This window comes from Sphingobium sp. WR1, assembly GCF_059693745.1.
In genome coordinates this window covers 59,681-80,680 of the sequence record NZ_JCATID010000007.1, presented here as the reverse complement: position 1 = coordinate 80,680, position 21,000 = coordinate 59,681, and the positions used below count along the sequence as shown (strand labels likewise).

Here is a 21,000-nt window from a genome sequence, read left to right as displayed (position 1 = left end):
ACTAGCGCAGCGGGGACGCCTTCGGATCAACCCTTGGGCCTAGTCAGACAGGAGTAATCCGCATGGGTGCGGTCGGGGCTTCATCGCCTGAAATGCGGCTCGCTCCGTGCGCCCGCGCGCGCGACGAGCAAAGCCACCGCGGTCCGGTTGTCTGCGCCCAGCTTCTCGAAGATGGTGCGGACATAAGTTTTGATCGTTGCTTCCGACAGGCCAAGGGCACTGGCCGCCTCGCGATTGCTGCGCCCGTCGGCGATCATCAGCGCCACCTGCCGCTCGCGCGGCGTCAGGTCCGCCAGAGGCGAACCGTCCCGACTGGTGCGGACGCGGCCCACTGCAGCCTGCAACACGTCGGGCGGCATCCATCGCTGACCGGCCAGCACGGCCTCCAGCGCGTCGATCAGCGTCGCGCCGGCCGTTTCCTTGAGGACGATGCCGTTTATTCCGGCGGCGACCGCGTGCACCGTCTCCTGATCCGAAATCGCAGCCGTCAGCAGCACGCCGCGCCCGGCCCAGCCGGCGGCGCGCGCCTGGACGAACAGTTCAAGCCCGTTCATCTTGGGCATGGCGATATCGATCACCGCCAGATCGGGCCGCAGGGCGCATATGGCGGACAATCCATGCCGCCCGTCGCCGCAGGTCGCCACGATCCGAAAATGGTTGCTGCCGGCGATCAGGTCGGCCAGCCCGCGGACCAGAAGCGGGTGATCATCGCATATCACCAGCGACGCAGCGTTCATGTCAGGGCCGCTTTCGTCAGCGTTGCGGGAAGCGAGAGCTGGAGTATCAGCCCGAAATCCCCCCGCCTCACTTCCAGGTCGCCACCCAGTTCGCGCGCGCGGGCGGCCAGGGAAGCGGGAACCGGCAGGTCCGGCGCCAGATGCCCATTGCCATTGTCCGCGATGCTCAGGGTCAACCGTTCGCCCCGGTCCACGATCTTCACGCCCAGGCGCGTCGCACGACCATGTTTGACCGCATTCGCCGTCGCTTCGGACAGCGCCAGGCAGAGTTCGGTCGCGATCGGCGCCGTCGTCACCAGATAGGCAGGGACGATCTCCACCGCGATCGCGCAGCCCCATTGCGGCTCCAGCGCCTCGACGAAGACGCCGATCTGGTCGGCCAGGCAGCAGGCGCTCTGCTGCTTGGCGAAGGAGCCGTCGACCAGCCGGCGAAGACGCTTCTGCTGCTGTTCGAGCGCGGCGCGGATATGCGCCACATGATGGCTGACTGCGGGCACGACCCGTTCCTGCTCGCGCAGTTCCAGCACGGCCGCGGTCAGGCTCTGGAGGACGCCATCGTGCAGGTCGCGCGCCAGCCTCGACCGCTCCTTGAGTTCCGCCGCGGTGACATAGTCGCGCACCAGGGAATGCTGTTCCAGATCGATGGCAATGCGCGCCGCGACGATCCGGGTCAGGACGGCCGTGTCATTGTCGCGCGGCCCTTCCGAGAGGAGAAACAGCCTGCCGCTATACCGGATCGTTGAAATCGCCGAATGATAGACGGCGGCGATTTCCGCCGGCGAAAGACTTGGCAGGGCGCCCAGCCGCTGGAGGTCCTCCACCTGGGTTCGCCAATCCGCCATGCCGGTTTCGGCCGGCTCCGCAATTGTCCCCGGCTCGCCCTTCTCGATCAGGCGAAACCGGCCCTCGCGCCACAGCGCGATATGCGAACCAGGCTCGTCGGGGTCGCGCCACAGCACGGCGATGGCGTGCGCGTTGAGCACTTTCGCCGCGTGCCGGAGCGAAAAGGCGAGCCAGGGCTGGTCGACGTCCGGCACGAATTCATGCGGCCACTGCGCAAGTTCGCCGAGCCTGGAAATGGTGCGGTTCCGGTAGGCTATGAAATAGCCGAGCAGGAGAACCAGAACCCAGCAGAAGACCGATCGGATGATCAGCACATTGGCGTCGGATTCGCCGTCCTGCAAATCGGGTATGGCCACGATCACCAGCACACCCTGAAGCGCGGCGGCGACGCAGATCGTGCCCTTGATATTCCAGTGCACGGCGGCGGAAATGATGACGAAGATGAAGAAGATCAGGAACGGGCTTTCAAGCTCTCCGGTGATGTAGGAGAGGATGCCGACCACCAGGATGTCGACGATCGTCGATGCGACGCGCAGGACGACGCTTGCCGCGACCTTCCCGTGCAACAGCAGCAGCAGGACAGCGAAGCCGACATAGCTCGCCAGCAGTCCATAGGCCGTCGTCACGAACCGTTCGGGCTGGGTCGGGTCGACATAGACGGCGGCAAGGCCGAAGGACGACACGATCACCCGGCCCAGCCCGATCCTGAATTCCGGGCCTGAACCGCCCAGCAGCCTTCGCCAGTCGCGCCCCGGCGCCGGGAACGCAGCGGACAATGCGGGCGCCGTCTCCCGGCTCATGGGCGCAGCGGTCGAAACGAGGACCGGGCGGCCGGGAATAGCCCATGACGGACCGGCGTCATCTGTCGCGAAGGATCGAAGCGGAACCCGTCCAAATGCCTGTCCAGTCCCGGCACGGCCAAATGACCGCCCCCGATCAGGCTGCCGGCAAAGGCCATCCCGATCCTGCCGTCATGAGAGCGCCGCCCATCCATCGCCCGAAAATTAGGATGACGGGAACAGATTGAGGAGCGCGCTTAGGGATTAGCTCGAACGCGCATCCGGCCCGATGGCGCGCTGCGCGCTATACCCGTCCGGGGCTAGAGCAGGATGACATTTTCTTGGATCGTCATTGCGAGCGCAGCGAAGCAATCCAGTGTCGCGCCATGGATTGCTTCGCTACGCTCACAATGACGGGTGGATCAATGTGAAGTCATCATACTCTAAACCGTAAAAATCTTGCCGGGATTGAACAGATTCTTCGGGTCCAGCGCCCGCTTGATCGCGCGCATCAGGTCGACCGCATCCCCCAGTTCGTCGACCAGGCAATGCTGCTTGCCAAGGCCGATGCCATGTTCGCCGGTGCAGGTGCCGTCCATCGCCAGGGCGCGCTGGACCAATCGGTCGTTGAGCGCTTCCACCTGCGCCATTTCCTCCGGCGCATGGGGGTCGATCGAGAAGATGACATGGAAATTGCCGTCGCCGACATGGCCCAGGATCGTCCCCGGAACGCGCGCGCCGTCCAGATCGGCCCGCGTTTCCAGGATACATTGGGCCAGGCGGCTGATCGGCACGCACACGTCCGTCGCCCATCCGATCGCGCCGGGCCGGATGTTGACCGCGGCATAATAGGCTTCGTGCCGCGCCTTCCACAGCTTCGATCGTTCCTCGGGCCGATTGGACCAGCGAAACGCGCCGCCGCCGTTTGCGGCGGCGATCTCCTCCACCGTGCGAACCTGCTCCTCGACATAGGATGGCGATCCGTGAAATTCGAAGAACAGCGTGTTCAGTTCGGGATAGTCGAGCTTCGACCAGCGGTTGACGGCGCGCATCTGATGGTCGTCCAATATCTCGACCCGCGCCAGCGGCACGCCGATCTGGATCGCCTGCACCACCGTGTCGACCGCGCCCTGCAAGCTGTCGAAACTGCACACGGCGGCGGAAATCGCCTCGGGAATGGCGTGCAGCCGCAACGTGATCTCGGTGATGATGCCCAGCGTCCCCTCGCTGCCGATCATCAACCGGGTGAGGTCATAGCCCGCCGCAGACTTGCGCGCGCGCCGTGCGGTGCGGATATCCCGTCCATCGGGCGTCACGACGCGCAGCGACAGGACCGCCTCGCGCATCGTGCCGTATCGGACGGCGTTGGTGCCCGACGCGCGGGTCGACGCCATGCCGCCGATCGTGGCGTTGGCGCCAGGATCGATCGGGAAGAACAGCCCCTGGTCGCGCAGATATTCGTTGAGCTGCTCGCGTCGCACCCCGGCCTGCACGGTGCAGTCGAAATCCTCGCCATTCACCTCCACGATCGCGTCCATTTGGGTGAGGTCGACGGTGACGCCGCCCTGCACCGGCAGCGTGCTCCCCTCGATCGAGGTGCCGGCGCCATAGGGAATGATCGGCACCTCCGCGGCGGCGCAGATCTTCACCAGTTCGACCACTTCCTCGGTCGATCGGACGAAGACCACCGCGTCGGGCAGCATGGGCACGAAATGGGTTTCGCTCTGGCCATGCTGGCTGCGGACCGCTTCGCCGGTCGCCAGACGATCGCCGAACAGATCGCGCAGCCGATCGAGAAAGCCGTCGGGCAATGATCTGTGCGGCTGGTGGAAAGGATCATGCATGGCCGTCTAACCCGAAAGCTGGCGCGGATCGCCGATGATGCCAGGGTCGAAGATCGGCGACCCCATCAGTTGTAGCGCGCTTTTCCCGGCATGGCTCCCATAATATTTCCCGCATTCCAGTGACGGGCACCCCTCCTATTCCGCATTCCTCCATCACCAGGATAAAAATTAACTATTTGATTATATTGAATATTTTTCGGATTATGGCGGCCATGACGCCGTTTGATTGTCTATTTCGCTGTCTGTTTTGCAACGGGGGAGCGGGCAGCCGGTCTTCCCCCTCGCCCCTTGGCCGCTTTCGGCTTCTTGAACCAGAAGGTCCATACCGCCAACGTCCCCAGCACGGTCAGCGCAAGCCCCGACAGCGTCATGACGATCCTGAACGGCAGGCCCCCGACCTTGGCCGCGTGGAGCGGATAGAGGAGATTATAGCCCTTGACCGAAATCGGCAGCCGGGCGGCGTCACGCGCCGCGACGAGCCTGCCGGTGTCGGCCGCGAACCAGAGCGTGGTGCGGCCATTGGGCAGCCACTCCTCGGGCGACCGCATCCGCAGCGTGATGAGGCCGCTATTCCTGCGCGGCAGGTTGATCCGGCGCAGTTCGGCGTCGGGGAAGCGGCTCCGCGCGGTGCGGATCATGGCCGACCAGTCCAGCCTGTCGGAGAGTTTCGCGTCGATCGGCGGCGGCGCTTTCAACGACCTGTCGATCGTGGCGGGCGCGCCGGGACCCAGCAGCAGGGCGGCCATCGGCCTGAAGACCAGTACCGCGCCCGTCACCAGCGACAGAAGCAACAGGGGCGCGACGACCACGCCCAGATCGCGATGATGACGGACGATGGCAGGCCGGCTCATCCGCGCCGGCCACAGGCGAAATGCGTAAGTCTTGCGCGTGCGCCACCACAGCAAAGTGCCGGTGACGACGAAGAACAGCCCGCACAGCGCGGCGATGCCGATCACCACCTCGCCCGTGTCGCCGGAGAAAAGATGATGATGCAGATCGAACATCCAGATTTCGGGGCGTTCCCACTGGCTCTGCCATTGGGTGACGACAGCGCCATTCTGATCCAGATAGGCGCCGGCGCCGCCGCCACGGGCCGTCCGCAACAGGCCGAAATTCTGCGACGCGAAAGTCAGCGATTGCGGCCGGACCGCCGGATCGCCCATGATCTTCTGCGTGACCATCGCCAGATGCGCCGTATCCTGCACTTGCGCGTCATGGGCGTGAGGCAGCAACACCCAGGCGTCCTTGTGCACGAGCAGCGCGCCGGTCAGGCCGAGCATCGCCAGCAAGAGGCCAACGATGCCGCCCGTCCAGCGATGCAGCGTGTCGATCAGCTTCATCAGAAGCGATAATCCCATGACAGAGTGAAGTTGCGCCCGCGCCCGGCGAAATAATGGGCATTGTCGTTGGGGCGGACCGTCTGGCTGTAATAGTCGATGTAGAAGCTGTCGAAGATATTCTGCGCTGCCAGTGTCACGGCGCCGAAGCGCGTCTGGTAACGCAGGCTGATGTCGGTCACGTCATAGCCGTCGAAGCGATAGAGCGGATTATATTTTCCGGGTTCCCGCTCGAACTGGCGCGAGAGGAAGAATTGCGTCTGGATACGCGCTGTCAGCGGTCCGTTGACATAGCTGGCGGCGACGTTGAGCCGGTCGGGGGAAATATTCGCGCCGTCCAGATCGCGATCCACGACGTCCACATCATCGTCCGATCCGTCCGTCCGGCCGATCAGATGCGCATAGCCGGTCGACAGGGTCAGGCCGGGCAAGGGCATCTTGGCCGACAGGTTCAGTTCCAGCCCCTGTATTTCGACGCGCTGGCGCTGGATTTCAAACGGCGCACCGATCGCGGTCTGGACGAGCAGCGATCCATTCTTGCTGGTCGACCAGAAATAAGCGGCGCTCGCATTGAGCGGACCCTGCTTCAATTCGACGCCGATTTCGCGATTATTGGACACGATCGGGCTGATATTGACATAATCGTCCAGATCGACGCCCGGTGTACCGACGGCACGGGCGATGCGGCCGACATCGGGCACGGTATAGCCTTCGGCATAGCTGGCATAGGCGCGGATGCCGTCCCACGGCTCCAGGATGACGCCGCCGTTGAACAAGGTGTCGCTGAAGCTCGGCGTGCCACCGGACACGGCGTAGCCGCCATAGCTGGCCAGCGTCTGATAATCGTCGATGCTGATGCGCACATCCTCATGCCGCACGCCGCCGGCCAGACGCAGCTTCTTGTCGAACAAGGCAAGATTGAACTGCGCGAAGGGCGCGAGGCTGCGATAGTCGGTCGGCGGCACCCAGGTCCGGTTGGTCGCGATCAACCGCTGTTCGGTGAGATCGTAGAGCGCGTCGAAACCCAGGGTCGCGGTCAGCGCCTCGAAACCCGGAACGGCGCGCTCATAGCTGATCTTGCCGCCATATTTGCGACTGCGATTCTGCGACTGGTCGAACAACGTGCCGATCGGCGCAAGCGATGCGTCCTGGAAGGTCGCGATGGGCGCAACCTCGCCGCCATATGTGTCGCGCGAGCGGTTGAAGAAAAGCTGCGCGATGAAATTGCCGCCCCACAAATTGCTGTCGGTCAGCGTTAGGGCAGCGCTTTCCGTCCGGCTCCTGGCGGGTTCGCCCGGCGGCGTGCCCCGGACGGACGTGGTCGGCCGATCGATCCTATAGTCGCCATTGGCGGCGATATAATCGCCCTCACCCTTCAACTCGAACCGGCTCATCGTCAGGTCCAGCCGGGCACTGTCGCTCAACGCATAGCCGAAACGCCCGAACAGCGACCAGCTGCGGCTGTCCTGCGTTTCACCCTGCGTCAGGTCGGTGCCGACGCGATTGCCATGCCCGTCGTAAAAGGCGCCGCGCTTCTCATAGGCCGCCCCAACGGTGGCGTCCCAGCGGCCGCTGCGCCAGCCAATGAGGCCGGCGACCTTGCCGCCGATGCCATCGCCGCTGAACCGCGTATCGGTATTGCCCTGCACCAGCACGCGCCCGGTGATGCCGTCCGTCTTGGGCGGTGCGACCGTGACCTGATTGACGATCCCGCCCGTGCCGCCAATCCCCTGCAACGCGTTCGAACCGTAGATCAGCTCCACCCGGTCGATGAAGAAGGGATCGACGGTAAAGCCGTCGCGCGCGCCGTCGCGCAACGCGGCGGTCTGGGGAATGCCGTTGATCGCATAGAGCGGCGAACGGCCACGCAATGTTTCGCCAGCGCCGGACAATTTCTGGCGCGTCGGCGAAAAAGATGGGGTCAAGGTGGAGATCGCATCGACGATCGACCCACCGATCGCGACCTGCTGGTTCAACGTCTCCTGATCAATGACCTCGATGGTAAGGGGCAGCGCGTTGGCAGGCAGGATCGTGCGCGCCGCGGTCACGACGATCGAGTCGCTGGGTTCATCGGCAGGCGCCCCCTGGGCAAGGGCTGGCATGGACGAGAAAAGCGCCAGGACCGACGCGGAACAAATGAAACGGCGCATGAAACCCCTCTGAAAGCCGCGCGCCCTCTACAGAAAAGAATATGCTTTTGCAAGTCATTCGCATATCATGGCCCAACACTCCGCACGCAATGTTGCACCTCCCAAATGGGAGCCTATATGTCTGCCATGCGACTGGACGACGGCGGACTCTTGGCGGCCCTGCACGAGGGCATATTCCAGCAGCCCTTGTGGCATGATTTTCTGGACAGGCTGCGCGCGCATAGTGGCGCGCGCTATGTCAGCCTGGCGTTTCGGCCGATCGACGAAGACGCCATCGTCGAACTGCATTCCGGCCCAGCTATGCCGCCACATCTCGATCGCCTCTTCGTGGAAAAATACGGCCAGCGCGATCCCCTTCCCTATCGGGAGATGCGGCAAGAGCGGATCTACACGCTCGACGAATTGCTCAATCCGCACGATCCGGTCCAGCACGCCTATCGCGACGAATTTCTGCATGGGCTGGGCGTCATCAATATACGCTCCGTCCGCGTCACCGAACCAAGTGGCGTCGACGCCTGGCTGACCTGCGCGGGCGACCGGAATATCGGATCGGCGGCCAGCGCGCTTTTGACGGCGCTCGTCCCGCATTTGCGCATCGCGCTCCGCAGCCTGATCGCGCTAGAACGCGAACGCTTTCGTTCGTCGGTGACGTCGGACGCGTTCGGACGGTTGAATTTCGGCTGGATGACACTGGACGCTCGCTGCCGGATCATCGACATGACCCCCCATGTCGAACAATTATTCCAGCGCACGACGATATTGCGCCGGGGCCGTTATGATCGATTGACGCCCGCCTCGCCGGAAATGGATCGCACGCTTACGGCGCTCGTCAAATCCTATGTCGATGCACGCGAAGGCAGGCCGCGCGCCTTCAACCTCAGCCGCGATCCCTGGATGGACATGCTCGTCACTCCGGTCCACAATCGCTTTTCCACCCCGCATTCCAAGCCGGTCGCCATTGCCTATCTGAGCGGCGATCGCTGGTCGCACGCCGATCGCTGCGAACAATTGGCCGACCTGTTCGGCCTTCTCCCCAGCGAGGCCAGGCTGGCCTGGGCGATCGCCAGCGGCTTTTCGATTCAGGAGGCTGCGGCGGAACTCGGCATCACGGTCGAAACCGCCCGCAACTATTCGAAGAAAGTCTATGCCAAGACGGGCGCGCGCGGTCAGGCCGAACTGGTTCGCAACATATTGACCAGTGTGCTGTCGATCGCGGGCAACGCTTGACCCATCGCCTCTGCCGAATAGATGAAGTCATCGCTGCCCGCGCCGAACCGGAAAGCCCGATGGAAGGATGTGATAGGATAGGCGCCATACAGGATCGACATGACCAGCAACTGCATGAGCGACTTATATAAGGCGTCTTTGACAAAGTTGTCGGCATACGGCAAAGTCGCCATTGCTGGTCCACAGACATGGCAATGCGGCGTGGTCCTTGACATCTATCTCGACGGGAAATCCTCATGTCCGATACCGAAAAGCCCGATTACACGATATTGACCGTGCAATTGTTGAGCGCCTATGTCGCCAATAATTCCGTACCGAGCAACGAACTCGCGGCACTTATCCAGTCGACACGTAGCGCACTGATCGAGGAAACCGCGCCTGCCGAAGTCGAGACACCCGAGCATATACCGGCGGTCAGCATTCGAAAGAGCCTTTCCTCGCGCGAACATGTCATCAGCCTGATCGACGGACGCCCCTACAAGACGCTGAAGCGCCATCTCGCCGCCAATGGCCTGACGCCGGACGAGTATCGCGAGCGTTTCGGTTTGCCCAAATCCTATCCGATGGTCGCACCCGGCTATTCCGAACAGCGCCGCGCCGTCGCTCAGAAGATCGGCCTTGGCCAGCGCGGCACGGCCGCCCAGGCAGCGGCCCAGTCTTCGCCGCCATCGAATAAGCCGGTAGCGGCGGATAAGCCGCTGACGGCAACCGAAAAATCTTCGGATCAAAAGAGCCGCGGCAAGACCGGAACTCCAGCAGCGCAAACGAAGGCCGCAGCGCCCCCGTCGCGGAAGAGCCCGACGAAGAAGCCGGCCGAGGAGCAGATCACCGTTGCGGCAGAAACGGCTCCCAAACCCACCCGCAAAGCCAAGGCACCCAAGAGTAGCGCCGAAACGGCTGTTTCCCCCGCTAAGACATCCCGCAACGCGAAGCCCGCGGCAAGCGAAACCGTCAAGCCCACACGCGAAGGCAAAGCCTCGACCCGTTCCAGGGCAAAGCCGGCTCCGGCAGACAAGGGCGTGGGCCCCGTCGAAACGGCTGCGTCGGCAAAGCCTGCGCGTCGGAAGCTGGGCATCAGCGCGCCCAAGGCAAAGCCTGCGGGTTCGGATCCAAAGTCAAATACCGCGCCCGTCCCGGCAGAAGGCTGAAAATCGACGCCATCGTCTTGCCACATGGCTTGACGATGGCGGTTGAATGGATCGGCCAGCACCCCGGCCGGACTTCAGTCACAGAGACTTTCACCCAACCGATATTTGGTTTAACCTGGATCAGTTCGCTACGTCCTGGCGATCTTGCCGCGAGCGCCTATGGCAGTAGAAATCGAGCGAAAATTTCTGGTCGTCAGCGACTCCTGGAAAAATGCAGCCGACGGCGGCCGACTGCTTCGCCAAGCTTATATCGCGCACGAAAGCCATGCGAGCGTGCGCGTCCGCCTCGTAGACGACCGGGCATGGCTCACGATCAAAAGTGCGCGTGCGGGCATTTCGCGCGATGAATTTGAATATGAGATATCGGCGGCAGACGGGCAGGAGATGCTGGAACGGCTATCCGCCAGCCCGATAATAGAAAAGACGCGCTATCACGTTCCACATGCGGGACGTGTCTGGGATGTCGATGTCTTCGCTGGACGTGCGACAGGCCTTATATTGGCCGAAGTGGAGCTTTCCACCACGGATCAGTTCGTCGAACTGCCGGACTGGGTGGGAAAGGAAGTCACCGACGATCCTCGCTTTCGCAATTCGGCCATCGCCCTCATGCCTTCGGTCGAAACCGCTGACTGAACATTATCGACGGACGCATATTTCATTATCATCAGCCATTGTTCAGCCGGACTGTCGCTACGGCACCAAGATTCAGCCTGCCAAAGTCGGGCGTCGCCATTGTCTCCTATCGATGGAGGCCATAAAAGGCGCGCCCAGCCCCTTCGAACAGGCGCGCGCGCGCTGGCTCGCCCAGATCACCGGCAAGGCGCAATGCGTCGTCCACCCAGTCGGCATAGCGATCGCCCATGTGCAGCAGAACCGGCCAGTCGCTGCCCCACATCGTGCGCTCGCCAAAACAATGCAGGATATGCGCGACATAGGGCGCCAGCGCATCCGCCATCTGCCCCTGCGCCTGTTCGGTTCGCAAGCCCGAAAGCTTGCACCAGACATTGGGATGGCGGGCGAGTGCGGCGAGTTGCTCACGCCAGGGATCGAATATTCGTTCCGCCGCGCGGGGCTTGGCGCCATGGTCGATCACGATCGGCAGATCGGGCCAGCGCGCGGCGAAGCGGGCAATGACGGACAGATGCCGCGGCTGGACCAATGCGTCGAAGCGCAGGCCATGTGCCAGCATCGCCTCGATCGCCGGAACAAGATCATCGCGCAATATCCAGTCGCTATCCTCTATCCCCTGCAGCATGGGTCGCAAACCGACAAGCTTGGGTCTGGCGGCAATCTGCGCGATCCGCGCAGGCGCCGCACCATCCTCCAGTGCGGCCCAGCCGACCACGCCCAGCACCAGCGGCTCATTCGCCGCCAGATCGAGCATCCAATCGGTGTCACGATCGTCCGGCTGGGACTGGACTAAAATGGTTCCCGCCATATCCAGCCCCTCGGTCGCGGCATATAAATCGTTGGGCAGGAAATCGCGATGGAGCAAAGGCCAATCGGCATCGGGCCACATTTGCCCAGGACCGCCGATCCGCCAGAAATGCTGGTGCGAATCCAATATGCGGGGTCGCATCACGCCAAATCCTCGTGCATGTCGACCCTATGCTTTCCCATCATCGAACTTTGTTTCTCCGATAAACATACGACATCATATAATATGAGCATTGGCTGTCCACACCGCTTCCACATTGGCGTCAGAATGGACTATGCGGCAGTCGAAGCGATTTCAATCGTTCAGGGGATTCCTGATCCTCTGCCACATCCCGGACTTTCAGGCTGTGCCGCGCAGTTCACGCGGCAGGCCCAGCCCCCGCTCCGCGATCAGATTGCGCTGGATCTGGTTGGTGCCGCCATAGATGGTGTCGGCGCGCGAGAAGAGGAACAGATTGGGCAGCGTGTCCCATTCATAATCGGCATGATCGCTGATCTCGCCCCCCTGCCCCAGCACGTCCATCGCGAGCTCGCCGAGGTTCCGCCGCCAACTCGCCCACTGGATCTTGTAGGTCAGCGCCGCCCCGTCGATCTTCGCATGGTCGGTCTGCGACAGCATCCGCAACGCGCCATAGCGCATCAACCGCAGGCCGATTTCCGCCCTGGCGATCCGCTGGCGGATCAGCGGGTCGTTGGCCGCGCCATTGCTCCGGGCCGCCGCGATAATCTCGTCCAGTTCATTGCGAAAGCCCATTTGCTGGCCCAGCGTCGACACGCCGCGCTCGAACGCCAGCAGCCCCATGGCGATGCGCCAGCCGTCGCCCACCGCGCCAATCAGGCTGTCCGCCGGGCAGCGCGCATCGGTGAAAAAGGTTTCATTGAACTCCGCGTCGCCGTTGATCTGGCGGATGCCGCGAATATCGATGCCCGGCTGATCGATCGGCATCATCAGGAAGGTCAGGCCCTTTGGCCCCTGCGATCCTTCCTCTGAACGGGTGACGACGAAGATCCAGTCGGAAACATGGGCAAGGCTGGTCCAGATCTTCTGGCCGTTGACGACCCATTCGTCGCCCTCCAGGCGCGCCCTGGTCCGCACGCTGGCCAGGTCCGACCCGGCATTGGGTTCGGAAAAGCCCTGGCAGAAAATGGTCTTGCCCGCCGCGATGCCGGGCAGGAAGCGCTGCTTCTGTTCTTCCCCGCCGAAGGTCAGGATGGTCGGCCCGGCCAGTTCGATGCCGATATGATTGACCCGCCCGGGCACGCCCGCGCGGGCATATTCCTCGGCAAAGATCACCTGCTGCGCCAGCGTCGCGTCACGCCCGCCCCATTTGCGGGGCCAGCCGATGCACGACCAGCCATGGGCGGCAAGCTGCTGCTCCCATTCCTTGCGTCGCTCCGGGCTGCCGGTCAGCTTGGTGATGCCCTTGATGTCGCGAAATTCACCCGCCATCTGGCCGCCCAGCCAATCGGCGCATTCCTGCCGAAACAGTTCATCCTCGGGAGAAAAACCAAGTTTCATGCTGCTTCCCCCAACATCATCGTGGCAATTTTCTCCCGATGCCAGTTGCCGCTGCCAAGCATGGTCTGGAGCGAACGGGCGCGCTTGAAGAAGAGATGCGCGTCATGCTCCCAGGTGAAGCCGATACCGCCATGGAGCTGGATCATATCCCCGGCGCAGCGGAAGAAACTGTCGGCGGCAAAGGATTTGGCGGCGTGGATCGCGATGTCCGCTTCGTCCGATCCCTCGTCCACCGTGCAGGCGGCCCAATAGACAGCCGAACGCGCCTGCTCAATCTCGATCATCATGTCGGCCAACCGATGCTTGTAGGCCTGAAAGGAGCCGATCGGGCGACCGAACTGAACCCGCTCCTTGGCATAAGCGACCGTGCGGTCGAGGCAGGCCTGCGCGCCGCCCAGCGCTTCGGCGGCCGTCATGATAAGGGCCGCACGATGTGCCGCGCCCAGCCCTGCGCCCGGATCAGGCAAGAGTTCGCCCGGCGCATCGGTCAGCGCGACACGGGCGAAGGGGCGGGTCTGGTCCATGCTGGTCTGCATCGTCACGGCGACGCCCGGCGCATCTGCGCGCACGATCCAGACCTGCCGCATGTCGGTGACGACGAAGATGTCGGCGCTTACCCCATGCGTGACGAAGCGCGATCCGCCCGTCAGCCTGTCGCCGTTGGCCTGCAACGCCCCGTCATGGACATAGCCCGCAATCCGATCGCCCGCGATCAGAGGCGGCAACCATTGCGTCCGCTGCGCATCGCTGCCCCCCGCCGCGATCGCCTGCGCCGCCTGCGCGAGACTGCCCAGCATCGGCAAGGCGGCGACCTGCGCGCCCGCCGCTTCGGCGATGATCGCCAATTCGACCAGACCCAGCCCCGCGCCCCCGGCGCTGTCCGGGATGCCGATGCCCGACAGGCCGAGATCCCGGCAGAAAGCGTGCCACAGCGCGCGATCGATACCGTCGCCGGCCATCGCCTTGCGGGTGCGCTCGCTCGTCGCATTGTCCGCAAAGAAGGCGCGCGCCGTCTCCGCGATCATCTGTTGTTCGTCGGTAAATGCGAATTCCATCTGGGGTCGCCTTCAATATCCCTGTTAGAGCCTCTTCCAAGCAGATGGAATCATCTGCTGGCTCGGAAAAGGCGGCAAAAAAAGACTAGAGCAGCCGAGCCGATGCAATCGGATCGGAAGCTGCTCTAGGCCTTGCCCGCGCGATCGGCCTTGCTGCCGACGACTTGCGGGACAAGGATGATGAGCCGGCCATGGTCCAGCGCATCCAGCTTCTGTCGCGAACGGAACGGCAGCGCGCTTGCGCTATTTTAGCCGTCCGATATTGTGCTATATTATGATTTTCCTTGGTTCAAGCAATGATTTGCGGAAATTTTTATTATATAAATTCCGAATACCTTAAAGAGCGTTACGCACCGCCGTCCATCGGCGCATCTGTGATCCGCACCACCCGGTTGCTGAATTTTACCGTTCTGACCGCCAATGAGGTTTCGACATGATGGACGCCCGGCATCGCCAATATCCGGCCCGATGCCAGCGCGTGGAGATTGTCCAGATCGTCGTATAGACAGGTGGCCATGATGTTGAACGGCCCCAGCACGATCATCACCGATTGAACCAGCGGGATATGTGCAATATCACGCGCGATCCGGCGCGCCTGGCTCACCTCGGCCTGCACCGCGACAAAGGCGATGTTGGTCGCCTTTTCCAGCTTCAGACTGGTCAGCGCGGTAAAGGCGATCAGCCCGTCCTGCTGCAAGCGCTTGATCCGTCCGCGCACCGTGCCTTCATTGACGCCCAGGTCACCGGCGATCTTGCGGTTGGAGACGCGGGCATCCTGCGCCAGAATGGCGATCAGCTGATGGTCCAGCTCGTCCAGAACCGGCTTGCTCATGCGAGCCTCCTGCTGTCGATCGGCGCAGTGTCGAGACCATATTTGACGATGTCCAGGCCGATCGCCGGGGTCATCGCGCGGACGCCGGGTACCTGCGACAATTTGTCGGCGACGAGCAGCCACAGTTCATCCATGTCACGCAACGCGAGCAGCAGGCTGATCTCATAGCGGCCGGTGACGAGATGGGCGGCGAACACTTCGCGAAAGGCGGCCAGATCCTCCGCCACATCCAGCGCAGGACGGCCGCTGACCTCGACAGCCACATGGATAAGGACATGAAAGCCATGGACCGCGAAATCGGACACAGCGACGACGCGCAACATGCCCGCATCCTCCATCCGGCGGATGCGGGTCGACACGGTCGAGGCGATCAGATTCAGGGACTCCGCAATCTGCTGGTTGGTCGCCCGACCATTTTGCCGCAACTGTTCGACAATCCTGCGGTCGGTTTCGTCGAACGCGAACATCTCATTCATAGACGGCTTCAATCCCTTTCCGTTGCCGGTCTTGCCAGCAAAGGATCGGCAGGTCGAATCGAAAGCGTGTCATGCAGGGCCGCCCGATCGCGCTCGACCCGCCCGCTTGCGGCCCAGCCGAGCAGCGCAGCCAGGAAGCCGAAGGGGATGACGAGGGTCAGCGCCATACGTAGCGCCGCGGCATCATGCCCCATCATCTCGCTCAGCGCGCCTGCCGCCCATGGCCCCACGAAAAAGCCAAGCAGGGTCGTGACCGCCAGGAACAGCGCCGTCGATGCCGCGCGGATGCGCGGCGGCAGCATATATTGCAGGCTGGCGAGGAAGCCGACCGACCAGCCGCCGCCCAGCAATCCGGCAGGAATGGCCGCCAGACGCGCCAGAGTGAAGCTCCCCGCCCAGGTCGCGAACAGGATGGCGCAGGTCGCCGCGCCCAGCGCCAACGCCGAAAGCCGTGCCGGCCAGACCATGCTGCGCCGCGCCAGCCGGTCGGACAGGGCGCCGAACAGCAACATGCCGACCAGTCCCGACGCACCGAAATTGAGTGCGAAGGTGGATTTCACCGCCACCGGATCAAGCCCATAGCTGCGGGTAAAAAGCTCCGGCCCCCAATAGCCGAAGGCGACGCCCGACAGCACGCCGAAGCCGAAGGCGAACATCATGCTGCAATAGGCCGGGCTGCGGATCAGGCAGCGCAGCAATAGACCGAAGGGCATGGCATCGACCGGGCCTTCGCCCCCGCCCCCGCGCCGCGGCTCGCGGATCAGCAGCAGGGCGCAAAAACCCAGCAACAGGCCAACGACGCCCATGATATGAAAGGCCATGCGCCAGTCATGCTGGGCCGCGATTGCAGGACCACCCGCCTGACCGGCAATCTGGCCGACATAGGCGGCAAGGCCGAGGATCGCGAAGGCCAGGCCGCGCCGCTCAGGCCTGAAATAATCGGACAGCAGCGAATAGGCGGGCGCTACGAACGCCGCCTCCCCCACGCCGACCGCGATCCGCGCCAGGGTCAGGCTGACCGGGCCATGGGCCAGGCCGGTGGCGATGGTCGCGCCACTCCACAGCACGCAGCCCGCCGCGATGATCTGCACCCGCGACGTGCGGTCCGCCAACCGCGCAAAGGGCACGCCAAGGAGAACATAGAGCAGGACGAAGGCCGGCCCCATCAGCATCCCGACCATTGCATCGCCGATGCCGAACTCTGCCTTGATCGGCCCGATCAGCCCGGTGATGAGGTATCGGTCGGCATAGTTGACGATATAGATGAGCAGCAGCGTCGCGAGCACAACCCAGGGGTTGGAAACAGGGCGCATCAGCTTTCCCTCAGTCACGCAGCAATGACCCGCCATTGACATGCCACAACTGTCCGTTGACCCATTCGCCATCGTCGGACGCCAGGAAGGCGACCGCCCCGGCAATATCGTCCGGCTGGCCGAGGCGGCGGTGCGGCAGGCTGTCGAGCATCGACCGGACATAATCCTCGGTCAGATGCTGGGCGACCGCTTCGGTCAGGACGATGCCGGGGCAGATGCCGTTGGCGCGGATGCCCTGCTTGCCGAATTTCCGCGCGACGTGGCGCACGAGGGCGTGCAACGCATTCTTGGTCATGGGATAGGCGACCTGCAACGGATTGCCCGAAATCGCGGCGCCCGAGGAGGTGTAGATCATCGCGCCCCCGCCGCGCTCGATCAGCACCGGCAGGGCCGCCTGCGTTGCGAGGAAATGGCTCTTGGCATTGATCGCAAAGGAGCGATCGAGCACCGCCTCGCTGCAATTGAGGACATCGATATCGCCTTCGGTGCCGCCCGCAAGATTGGAATGGTAAAAGTCGAGGGCGCCAAATTCGGCAAGCGCGGCGGCGACGATGGCGGCCTGCGACGCGGCCCTGGTTCCATCCAGCTGCACGCCGATCGCCCTTCCGCCGGCCTCGCAAATGGCGCGCGCGGTTTCGCGCGCCCAATCCCCGACAATATCGCCGATCACGACACAGGCCCCTTCGGCCGCGAGCCGGCGCGCCGTGGCGGCCCCGATCCCGCGCCCGCCGCCCGCGACAACCCCTGTCTTGCCTGCCAATCCCCGCATCATTCTCTCCAAATACCGGTCCTGAAATCGTCACAGCGCCGGGCGCTGGTCCTTCCAGGGGGCGGCCTTTTCCAACTGCCCGGCAAGCCGGAACAACAGCGCCTCGTCGCCATAGCGGCCCATGAACATGACCCCCACCGGCAGACCGTTCTTCGCCATGCCCAGCGGCACTGACATGGCCGGCTGACCGGTCATGTTGGCGATCTGGGTGAAAGGCGAGAAGGCCGCGGTGCGCTGGCCCCAGGTCATGAAATCGACATCGGGCGTCAGATTGATCCGGCCCAGTTCCAGCGGCGGCGCGGCCAGCGTGGGCGACAGGATCATGTCATAACCGGCCATGAACTGCGCCATGACGACAGCCGCATTCTGAAGCGTGTTGTTGGCGCGCGCAAAGTCCATGCCGGTCGTCTTCTGTCCATAGCCGACGAAGCCCAGAGTGATGGGTTCGAGGACATCGGGACTGATGGCCACACCGGTCGCCTTGGCGCGATCCAGCATGTCCGCCGCGACCGACGCGCCGATCAGAACGAAACTCGCGGCCCCGATCGCTGCGACGTCCAGCTTCGGCGCGGCCTCCTCGACATGGTGACCGAGACTTTCGCAGAGGCGCGCAGCGTTGCGGGCGGCCTCGATGCATTCGGCATCGACCGGCGATCCCACGGGCGCATTCAGCATCAGCGCGATGCGCAACCGGCCGGGCGCCCGGCCAGCTTGCGATAGGAATGTCTCCGCCGGGGTCGGCGCGGCATAGCGGCTCCCCGGCTCCGGTCCCTGGGTCGCATCGAGAATCGCGGCGGAATCGCGCACGCTGCGGGTGATCGCATGATGCACCGACAGCCCGCCCCAGCCCTCGGTGCGCGGCGGCCCCATCGGCACCCGCCCCCGACTGGGCTTGAGCCCGAACAGGCCGCAACAGGAGGCCGGGATACGGATCGAACCGCCGCCGTCGGTCGCATGGGCCGCCGGCAACACCCCCGCCGCCACCGCCGCCGCTGCGCCGCCCGACGATCCGCCGGTAATATGGGCAGGGTTCCACGGATTGCGCGTATCGCCGGTCAGCTTGTTTTCGGTCGTGCCGGTCAGCCCCAGTTCGGGCACCGTCGTCTTGCCGAAAATGACGAAGCCCGCCTTTTCGATCCGCCGGACCAGTTCCGAGGTCACTTCGGGCTTATACTTCTTGAAGAAGCGGCTGCCATTTTCAGTCGGCAGCCCGGCGATATAGGTATTCAAATCCTTGAGCAGCCACGGCACACCAGCGAACGGCCCCTGCGGCAATCCCCTGGCTATCGCCGCACGGCCATAGTCATAATGTTTCTGGGCGAGAAAGTTGAAACGCGGATCAAGCGCCTCCGCGCGAGCGATGGCCGCCTCCAGCAATTCACCGGCCGAAACCTGCTTCTTGCGGACCAGATCGGCGAGGCCCAGGGCGTCATGGCTATCCAGCGGTTCGGTCCGCATTGCCGCGACAGCGCCCGATGCACTTGCCACGCCCATAAGGGCGGCCGCGCCCGCAATCATTTCGCGACGGGTGACGCCGGTATCTGCTTCCATCGCACCCCCCTCAGTCCTGCACATAATAGCGCGCATAATATTTGCGGAACTGCGGGATCGGCCCGTCACCGTCGCAGATGATCGGATTGGGCTCGAACTTCTGTCGGTCCCACACCACCTTGTCCTGGTCGAACTGCTTGCAGATGTCGCGGATGATTGCCTTGGCCACGCCTGCCCGCTCCCCTTCGGCCTGCGCCTTGGGCTGGGTGAAGCAGAAGCGGACATGGACATGATCCAGCTCGACCGGCGCGAGGCAGGCGACCAGCAACGTTTCAGAAATGCCGGTGAAGCGCGTCCAGCTCTGCCCCGGACCCATGGTGTCGTAACTGATGCAGCCATCGACCTCGCCCCAGGGCGTGCCCATCTTCGCCCTGACATCCGCGCCACGGCCCCATTCGCCCCAGCGCAATTCGCCCAGCGGCACATTGGCGGTGCCGTGGATGAAGCGGAAATGGGCGACGTCCACACCATTTTCCGCCATGTTCTGGATCGAACCCCAGACATTCCATTCATGTACCTCGAAATCGGTCCAGTCCGGGTCGGCGGCCTCCGGCAATATGGCGACATCGAATAGCGGATCGGCGTCCTGTGGGTGATACCAGGCCCAGATGAAGCGGTTGGCTTCGGTAATGTGCCAGTTGCGGGTGCATTTGCGCTTCACCTGCGGCGGGATGTTGCGCGCATAGGGCACATCTTTCACCACTGCCTCATCGCCGTCATAGCGCCAGGCGTGGAAAGGACATTCGAGCAGATTGCCATGGACCTTGCCGCCATGGCCCATATGCGCGCCCAGATGCTTGCAATAGGCGTCGAGCATACGGACCTTGCCGTCCTCACCCCGCCAGATAGCAAGATCCTGCGAGAAATAGCGCAGGGGCTTGACCTCTCCCACCGCCAGTTCGGACGAGAGCAGCACCGGATACCAGCCAAAGGGGATGCCGATGTCGAGATTGCGCTCGGCGATCGATGCGCGCCCCTCCACTTCGGCCAGCCGCCAGTCGAGCAAGTCCTGCCCGCGCAGCTTTTCAAGGATCTGCCAGACGGCAACGGGGGGCGTGCGAGCGTCAGCGGCGGCGCCGGTCTCTGTATTGGGCATGGGAACCTCTGTCTGATTATGCAAGGTCAAAGACCTTGAGAGCGTTTTCACGCAGGAATTTCGGCCAAACCTCATCCTTGAACGGAACATTCTGCATGTCGCTGAAGATACGTTCGAGACTGAGACCCATCGGAAAATATCCGGCATAGATGATCTTGTCGGCGCCGCGTGTATTGGCGTAATCGATGATCGCCTTGGGATAATGTTTTGGTGCAAAGGCGCTGGTCGAATAATAGAGGTTCGGCCATTTTAGCATCAGCTTGACCGCCAGCGCTTCCCATGGCTCCGCGCCATGACGCATGACGATTTTAAGATCCGGGAAGTACCAGCAGACCTCGTCCAGATGTTCGACCTTCTGCGTTTCCATCGGGATGCGCGGGCCGGGAATACCGGCGTTCAACAGCACCGGAAGACCCAGTTCCGCCGCGCAGGTGTAGAGCGGAAACATATATTTATGGTTGATCGCCACCTGCGGCAACGTGCCCGCCGGAAAGATGCTGATCGCCGACAGGCCGACCTTGGCATGGATACGCTTGATCCGACGCACCTCTTCCATGCCCCGATTCGGGTCGCAGGGCAGGTCGAAGAAAAAGCGGTCGCCATACATTTCCTTGGCGCGATAGGATGTCGCATTATCGTTCCAGCCGACCAGCGCCTTGTCGATATTGTGCCGGTCCATCTGCTCGACGGTCCAGGACACGAAATCGTCGACCTGGCCGGTCTGCGGAATATCCTTGAACATATATTGCGCCGGCATGGCGAATTGCTGGAGCGTCTGCCGATCCTTGATGAGCGGCCGGAAAGGCGCGAACCATTCGGACCGATCCTCCGCTTCCGGAATGCCCAACATGCAGTCGATGATCCCGATATCCTTGGGCATCCCCATG

General features: G+C 63.2%; 18 protein-coding genes. 3 read left to right on the top strand and 15 right to left on the bottom strand.

All coding sequences use genetic code 11. The features are described 5' to 3' along the window. Window positions 1-80 precede the first annotated feature (80 nt). The 5 genes from AC58EF_RS10985 to AC58EF_RS10965 all read right to left on the bottom strand — a co-directional run bounded on the left by AC58EF_RS10985 (window position 81) and on the right by AC58EF_RS10965 (window position 7,690). Window positions 81-737, bottom strand: coding sequence for a response regulator (locus AC58EF_RS10985; RefSeq protein WP_497276229.1), 657 nt, complete (start codon window positions 735-737; stop codon window positions 81-83). Then, the gene (locus AC58EF_RS10980; RefSeq protein WP_497276228.1) at window positions 734-2,380 is read right to left on the bottom strand and encodes a sensor histidine kinase; all 1,647 of its coding nucleotides are present in this window, start codon (window positions 2,378-2,380) and stop codon (window positions 734-736) included. Before AC58EF_RS10980 ends, AC58EF_RS10985 begins: the two co-directional genes overlap by 4 nt. A 422-nt stretch (window positions 2,381-2,802) precedes the next feature. After that, window positions 2,803-4,203, bottom strand: a complete 1,401-nt coding sequence (locus tag AC58EF_RS10975) for an FAD-binding oxidoreductase (protein WP_497276226.1) — start codon at window positions 4,201-4,203, stop codon at window positions 2,803-2,805. Between the two features lie 230 nt (window positions 4,204-4,433). Further along, a complete protein-coding gene (locus AC58EF_RS10970) occupies window positions 4,434-5,543 on the bottom strand; it encodes a PepSY-associated TM helix domain-containing protein (RefSeq protein ID WP_497276376.1) in 1,110 nt (369 codons plus the stop codon). Beyond that, a complete protein-coding gene (locus tag AC58EF_RS10965; RefSeq protein ID WP_497276225.1) occupies window positions 5,543-7,690 on the bottom strand; it encodes a TonB-dependent receptor in 2,148 nt (715 codons plus the stop codon). Before AC58EF_RS10965 ends, AC58EF_RS10970 begins: the two co-directional genes overlap by 1 nt. A gap of 126 nt (window positions 7,691-7,816) precedes the next feature. Between AC58EF_RS10965 and AC58EF_RS10960 the strand changes: the two genes are divergently transcribed. From AC58EF_RS10960 to AC58EF_RS10950, 3 genes are all read left to right on the top strand, one after another. Beyond that, window positions 7,817-8,917 (top strand): helix-turn-helix transcriptional regulator, encoded by a 1,101-nt coding sequence (locus tag AC58EF_RS10960; RefSeq protein ID WP_497276374.1) that lies wholly within the window; start codon window positions 7,817-7,819, stop codon window positions 8,915-8,917. Between the two features lie 236 nt (window positions 8,918-9,153). Then, window positions 9,154-10,065 (top strand): Ros/MucR family transcriptional regulator, encoded by a 912-nt coding sequence (locus AC58EF_RS10955; RefSeq protein WP_497276224.1) that lies wholly within the window; start codon window positions 9,154-9,156, stop codon window positions 10,063-10,065. Window positions 10,066-10,224: 159 nt separating this feature from the next. Next, the gene (locus AC58EF_RS10950; protein ID WP_497276223.1) at window positions 10,225-10,698 is read left to right on the top strand and encodes a CYTH domain-containing protein; all 474 of its coding nucleotides are present in this window, start codon (window positions 10,225-10,227) and stop codon (window positions 10,696-10,698) included. Between the two features lie 106 nt (window positions 10,699-10,804). Here AC58EF_RS10950 and AC58EF_RS10945 read toward each other — a convergent pair whose 3' ends face one another. The 10 genes from AC58EF_RS10945 to AC58EF_RS10900 all read right to left on the bottom strand — a co-directional run bounded on the left by AC58EF_RS10945 (window position 10,805) and on the right by AC58EF_RS10900 (window position 20,999). Further along, entirely contained in the window at window positions 10,805-11,644 is an 840-nt protein-coding gene (locus tag AC58EF_RS10945) for an amidohydrolase family protein (protein WP_497276373.1), read from the bottom strand. 198 nt (window positions 11,645-11,842) lie between these two features. Further along, window positions 11,843-13,021 (bottom strand): acyl-CoA dehydrogenase family protein, encoded by a 1,179-nt coding sequence (locus tag AC58EF_RS10940; RefSeq protein ID WP_497276221.1) that lies wholly within the window; start codon window positions 13,019-13,021, stop codon window positions 11,843-11,845. Next, window positions 13,018-14,076 carry an acyl-CoA dehydrogenase family protein gene (locus tag AC58EF_RS10935; protein ID WP_497276220.1) on the bottom strand — a complete coding sequence of 353 codons (1,059 nt, stop codon included), beginning with the start codon at window positions 14,074-14,076 and terminating at the stop codon, window positions 13,018-13,020. The genes AC58EF_RS10940 and AC58EF_RS10935 overlap by 4 nt, the downstream gene beginning before the upstream one ends. Before the next feature lie 346 nt (window positions 14,077-14,422). Then, complete coding sequence (locus AC58EF_RS10930) at window positions 14,423-14,908, bottom strand: Lrp/AsnC family transcriptional regulator (RefSeq protein WP_497276219.1); 486 nt, start codon at window positions 14,906-14,908, stop codon at window positions 14,423-14,425. Further along, a complete protein-coding gene (locus AC58EF_RS10925; protein WP_497276217.1) occupies window positions 14,905-15,384 on the bottom strand; it encodes an Lrp/AsnC family transcriptional regulator in 480 nt (159 codons plus the stop codon). The genes AC58EF_RS10930 and AC58EF_RS10925 overlap by 4 nt, the downstream gene beginning before the upstream one ends. Before the next feature lie 8 nt (window positions 15,385-15,392). Beyond that, window positions 15,393-16,697 carry an MFS transporter gene (locus AC58EF_RS10920; RefSeq protein WP_497276215.1) on the bottom strand — a complete coding sequence of 435 codons (1,305 nt, stop codon included), beginning with the start codon at window positions 16,695-16,697 and terminating at the stop codon, window positions 15,393-15,395. Between the two features lie 10 nt (window positions 16,698-16,707). After that, the gene (locus AC58EF_RS10915) at window positions 16,708-17,466 is read right to left on the bottom strand and encodes an SDR family NAD(P)-dependent oxidoreductase (protein WP_497276213.1); all 759 of its coding nucleotides are present in this window, start codon (window positions 17,464-17,466) and stop codon (window positions 16,708-16,710) included. Between the two features lie 30 nt (window positions 17,467-17,496). Then, window positions 17,497-19,017, bottom strand: coding sequence for an amidase (locus tag AC58EF_RS10910; protein ID WP_497276212.1), 1,521 nt, complete (start codon window positions 19,015-19,017; stop codon window positions 17,497-17,499). 10 nt (window positions 19,018-19,027) lie between these two features. Further along, window positions 19,028-20,113: a Rieske 2Fe-2S domain-containing protein gene (locus tag AC58EF_RS10905; protein WP_497276211.1), complete on the bottom strand. Its 1,086-nt coding sequence runs from the start codon at window positions 20,111-20,113 to the stop codon at window positions 19,028-19,030. 16 nt (window positions 20,114-20,129) lie between these two features. Next, on the bottom strand, window positions 20,130-20,999 hold the full coding sequence (locus AC58EF_RS10900; protein WP_497276209.1) for an amidohydrolase family protein: 870 nt from the start codon (window positions 20,997-20,999) through the stop codon (window positions 20,130-20,132). Between the last annotated feature and the right edge of the window lies 1 nt (window position 21,000).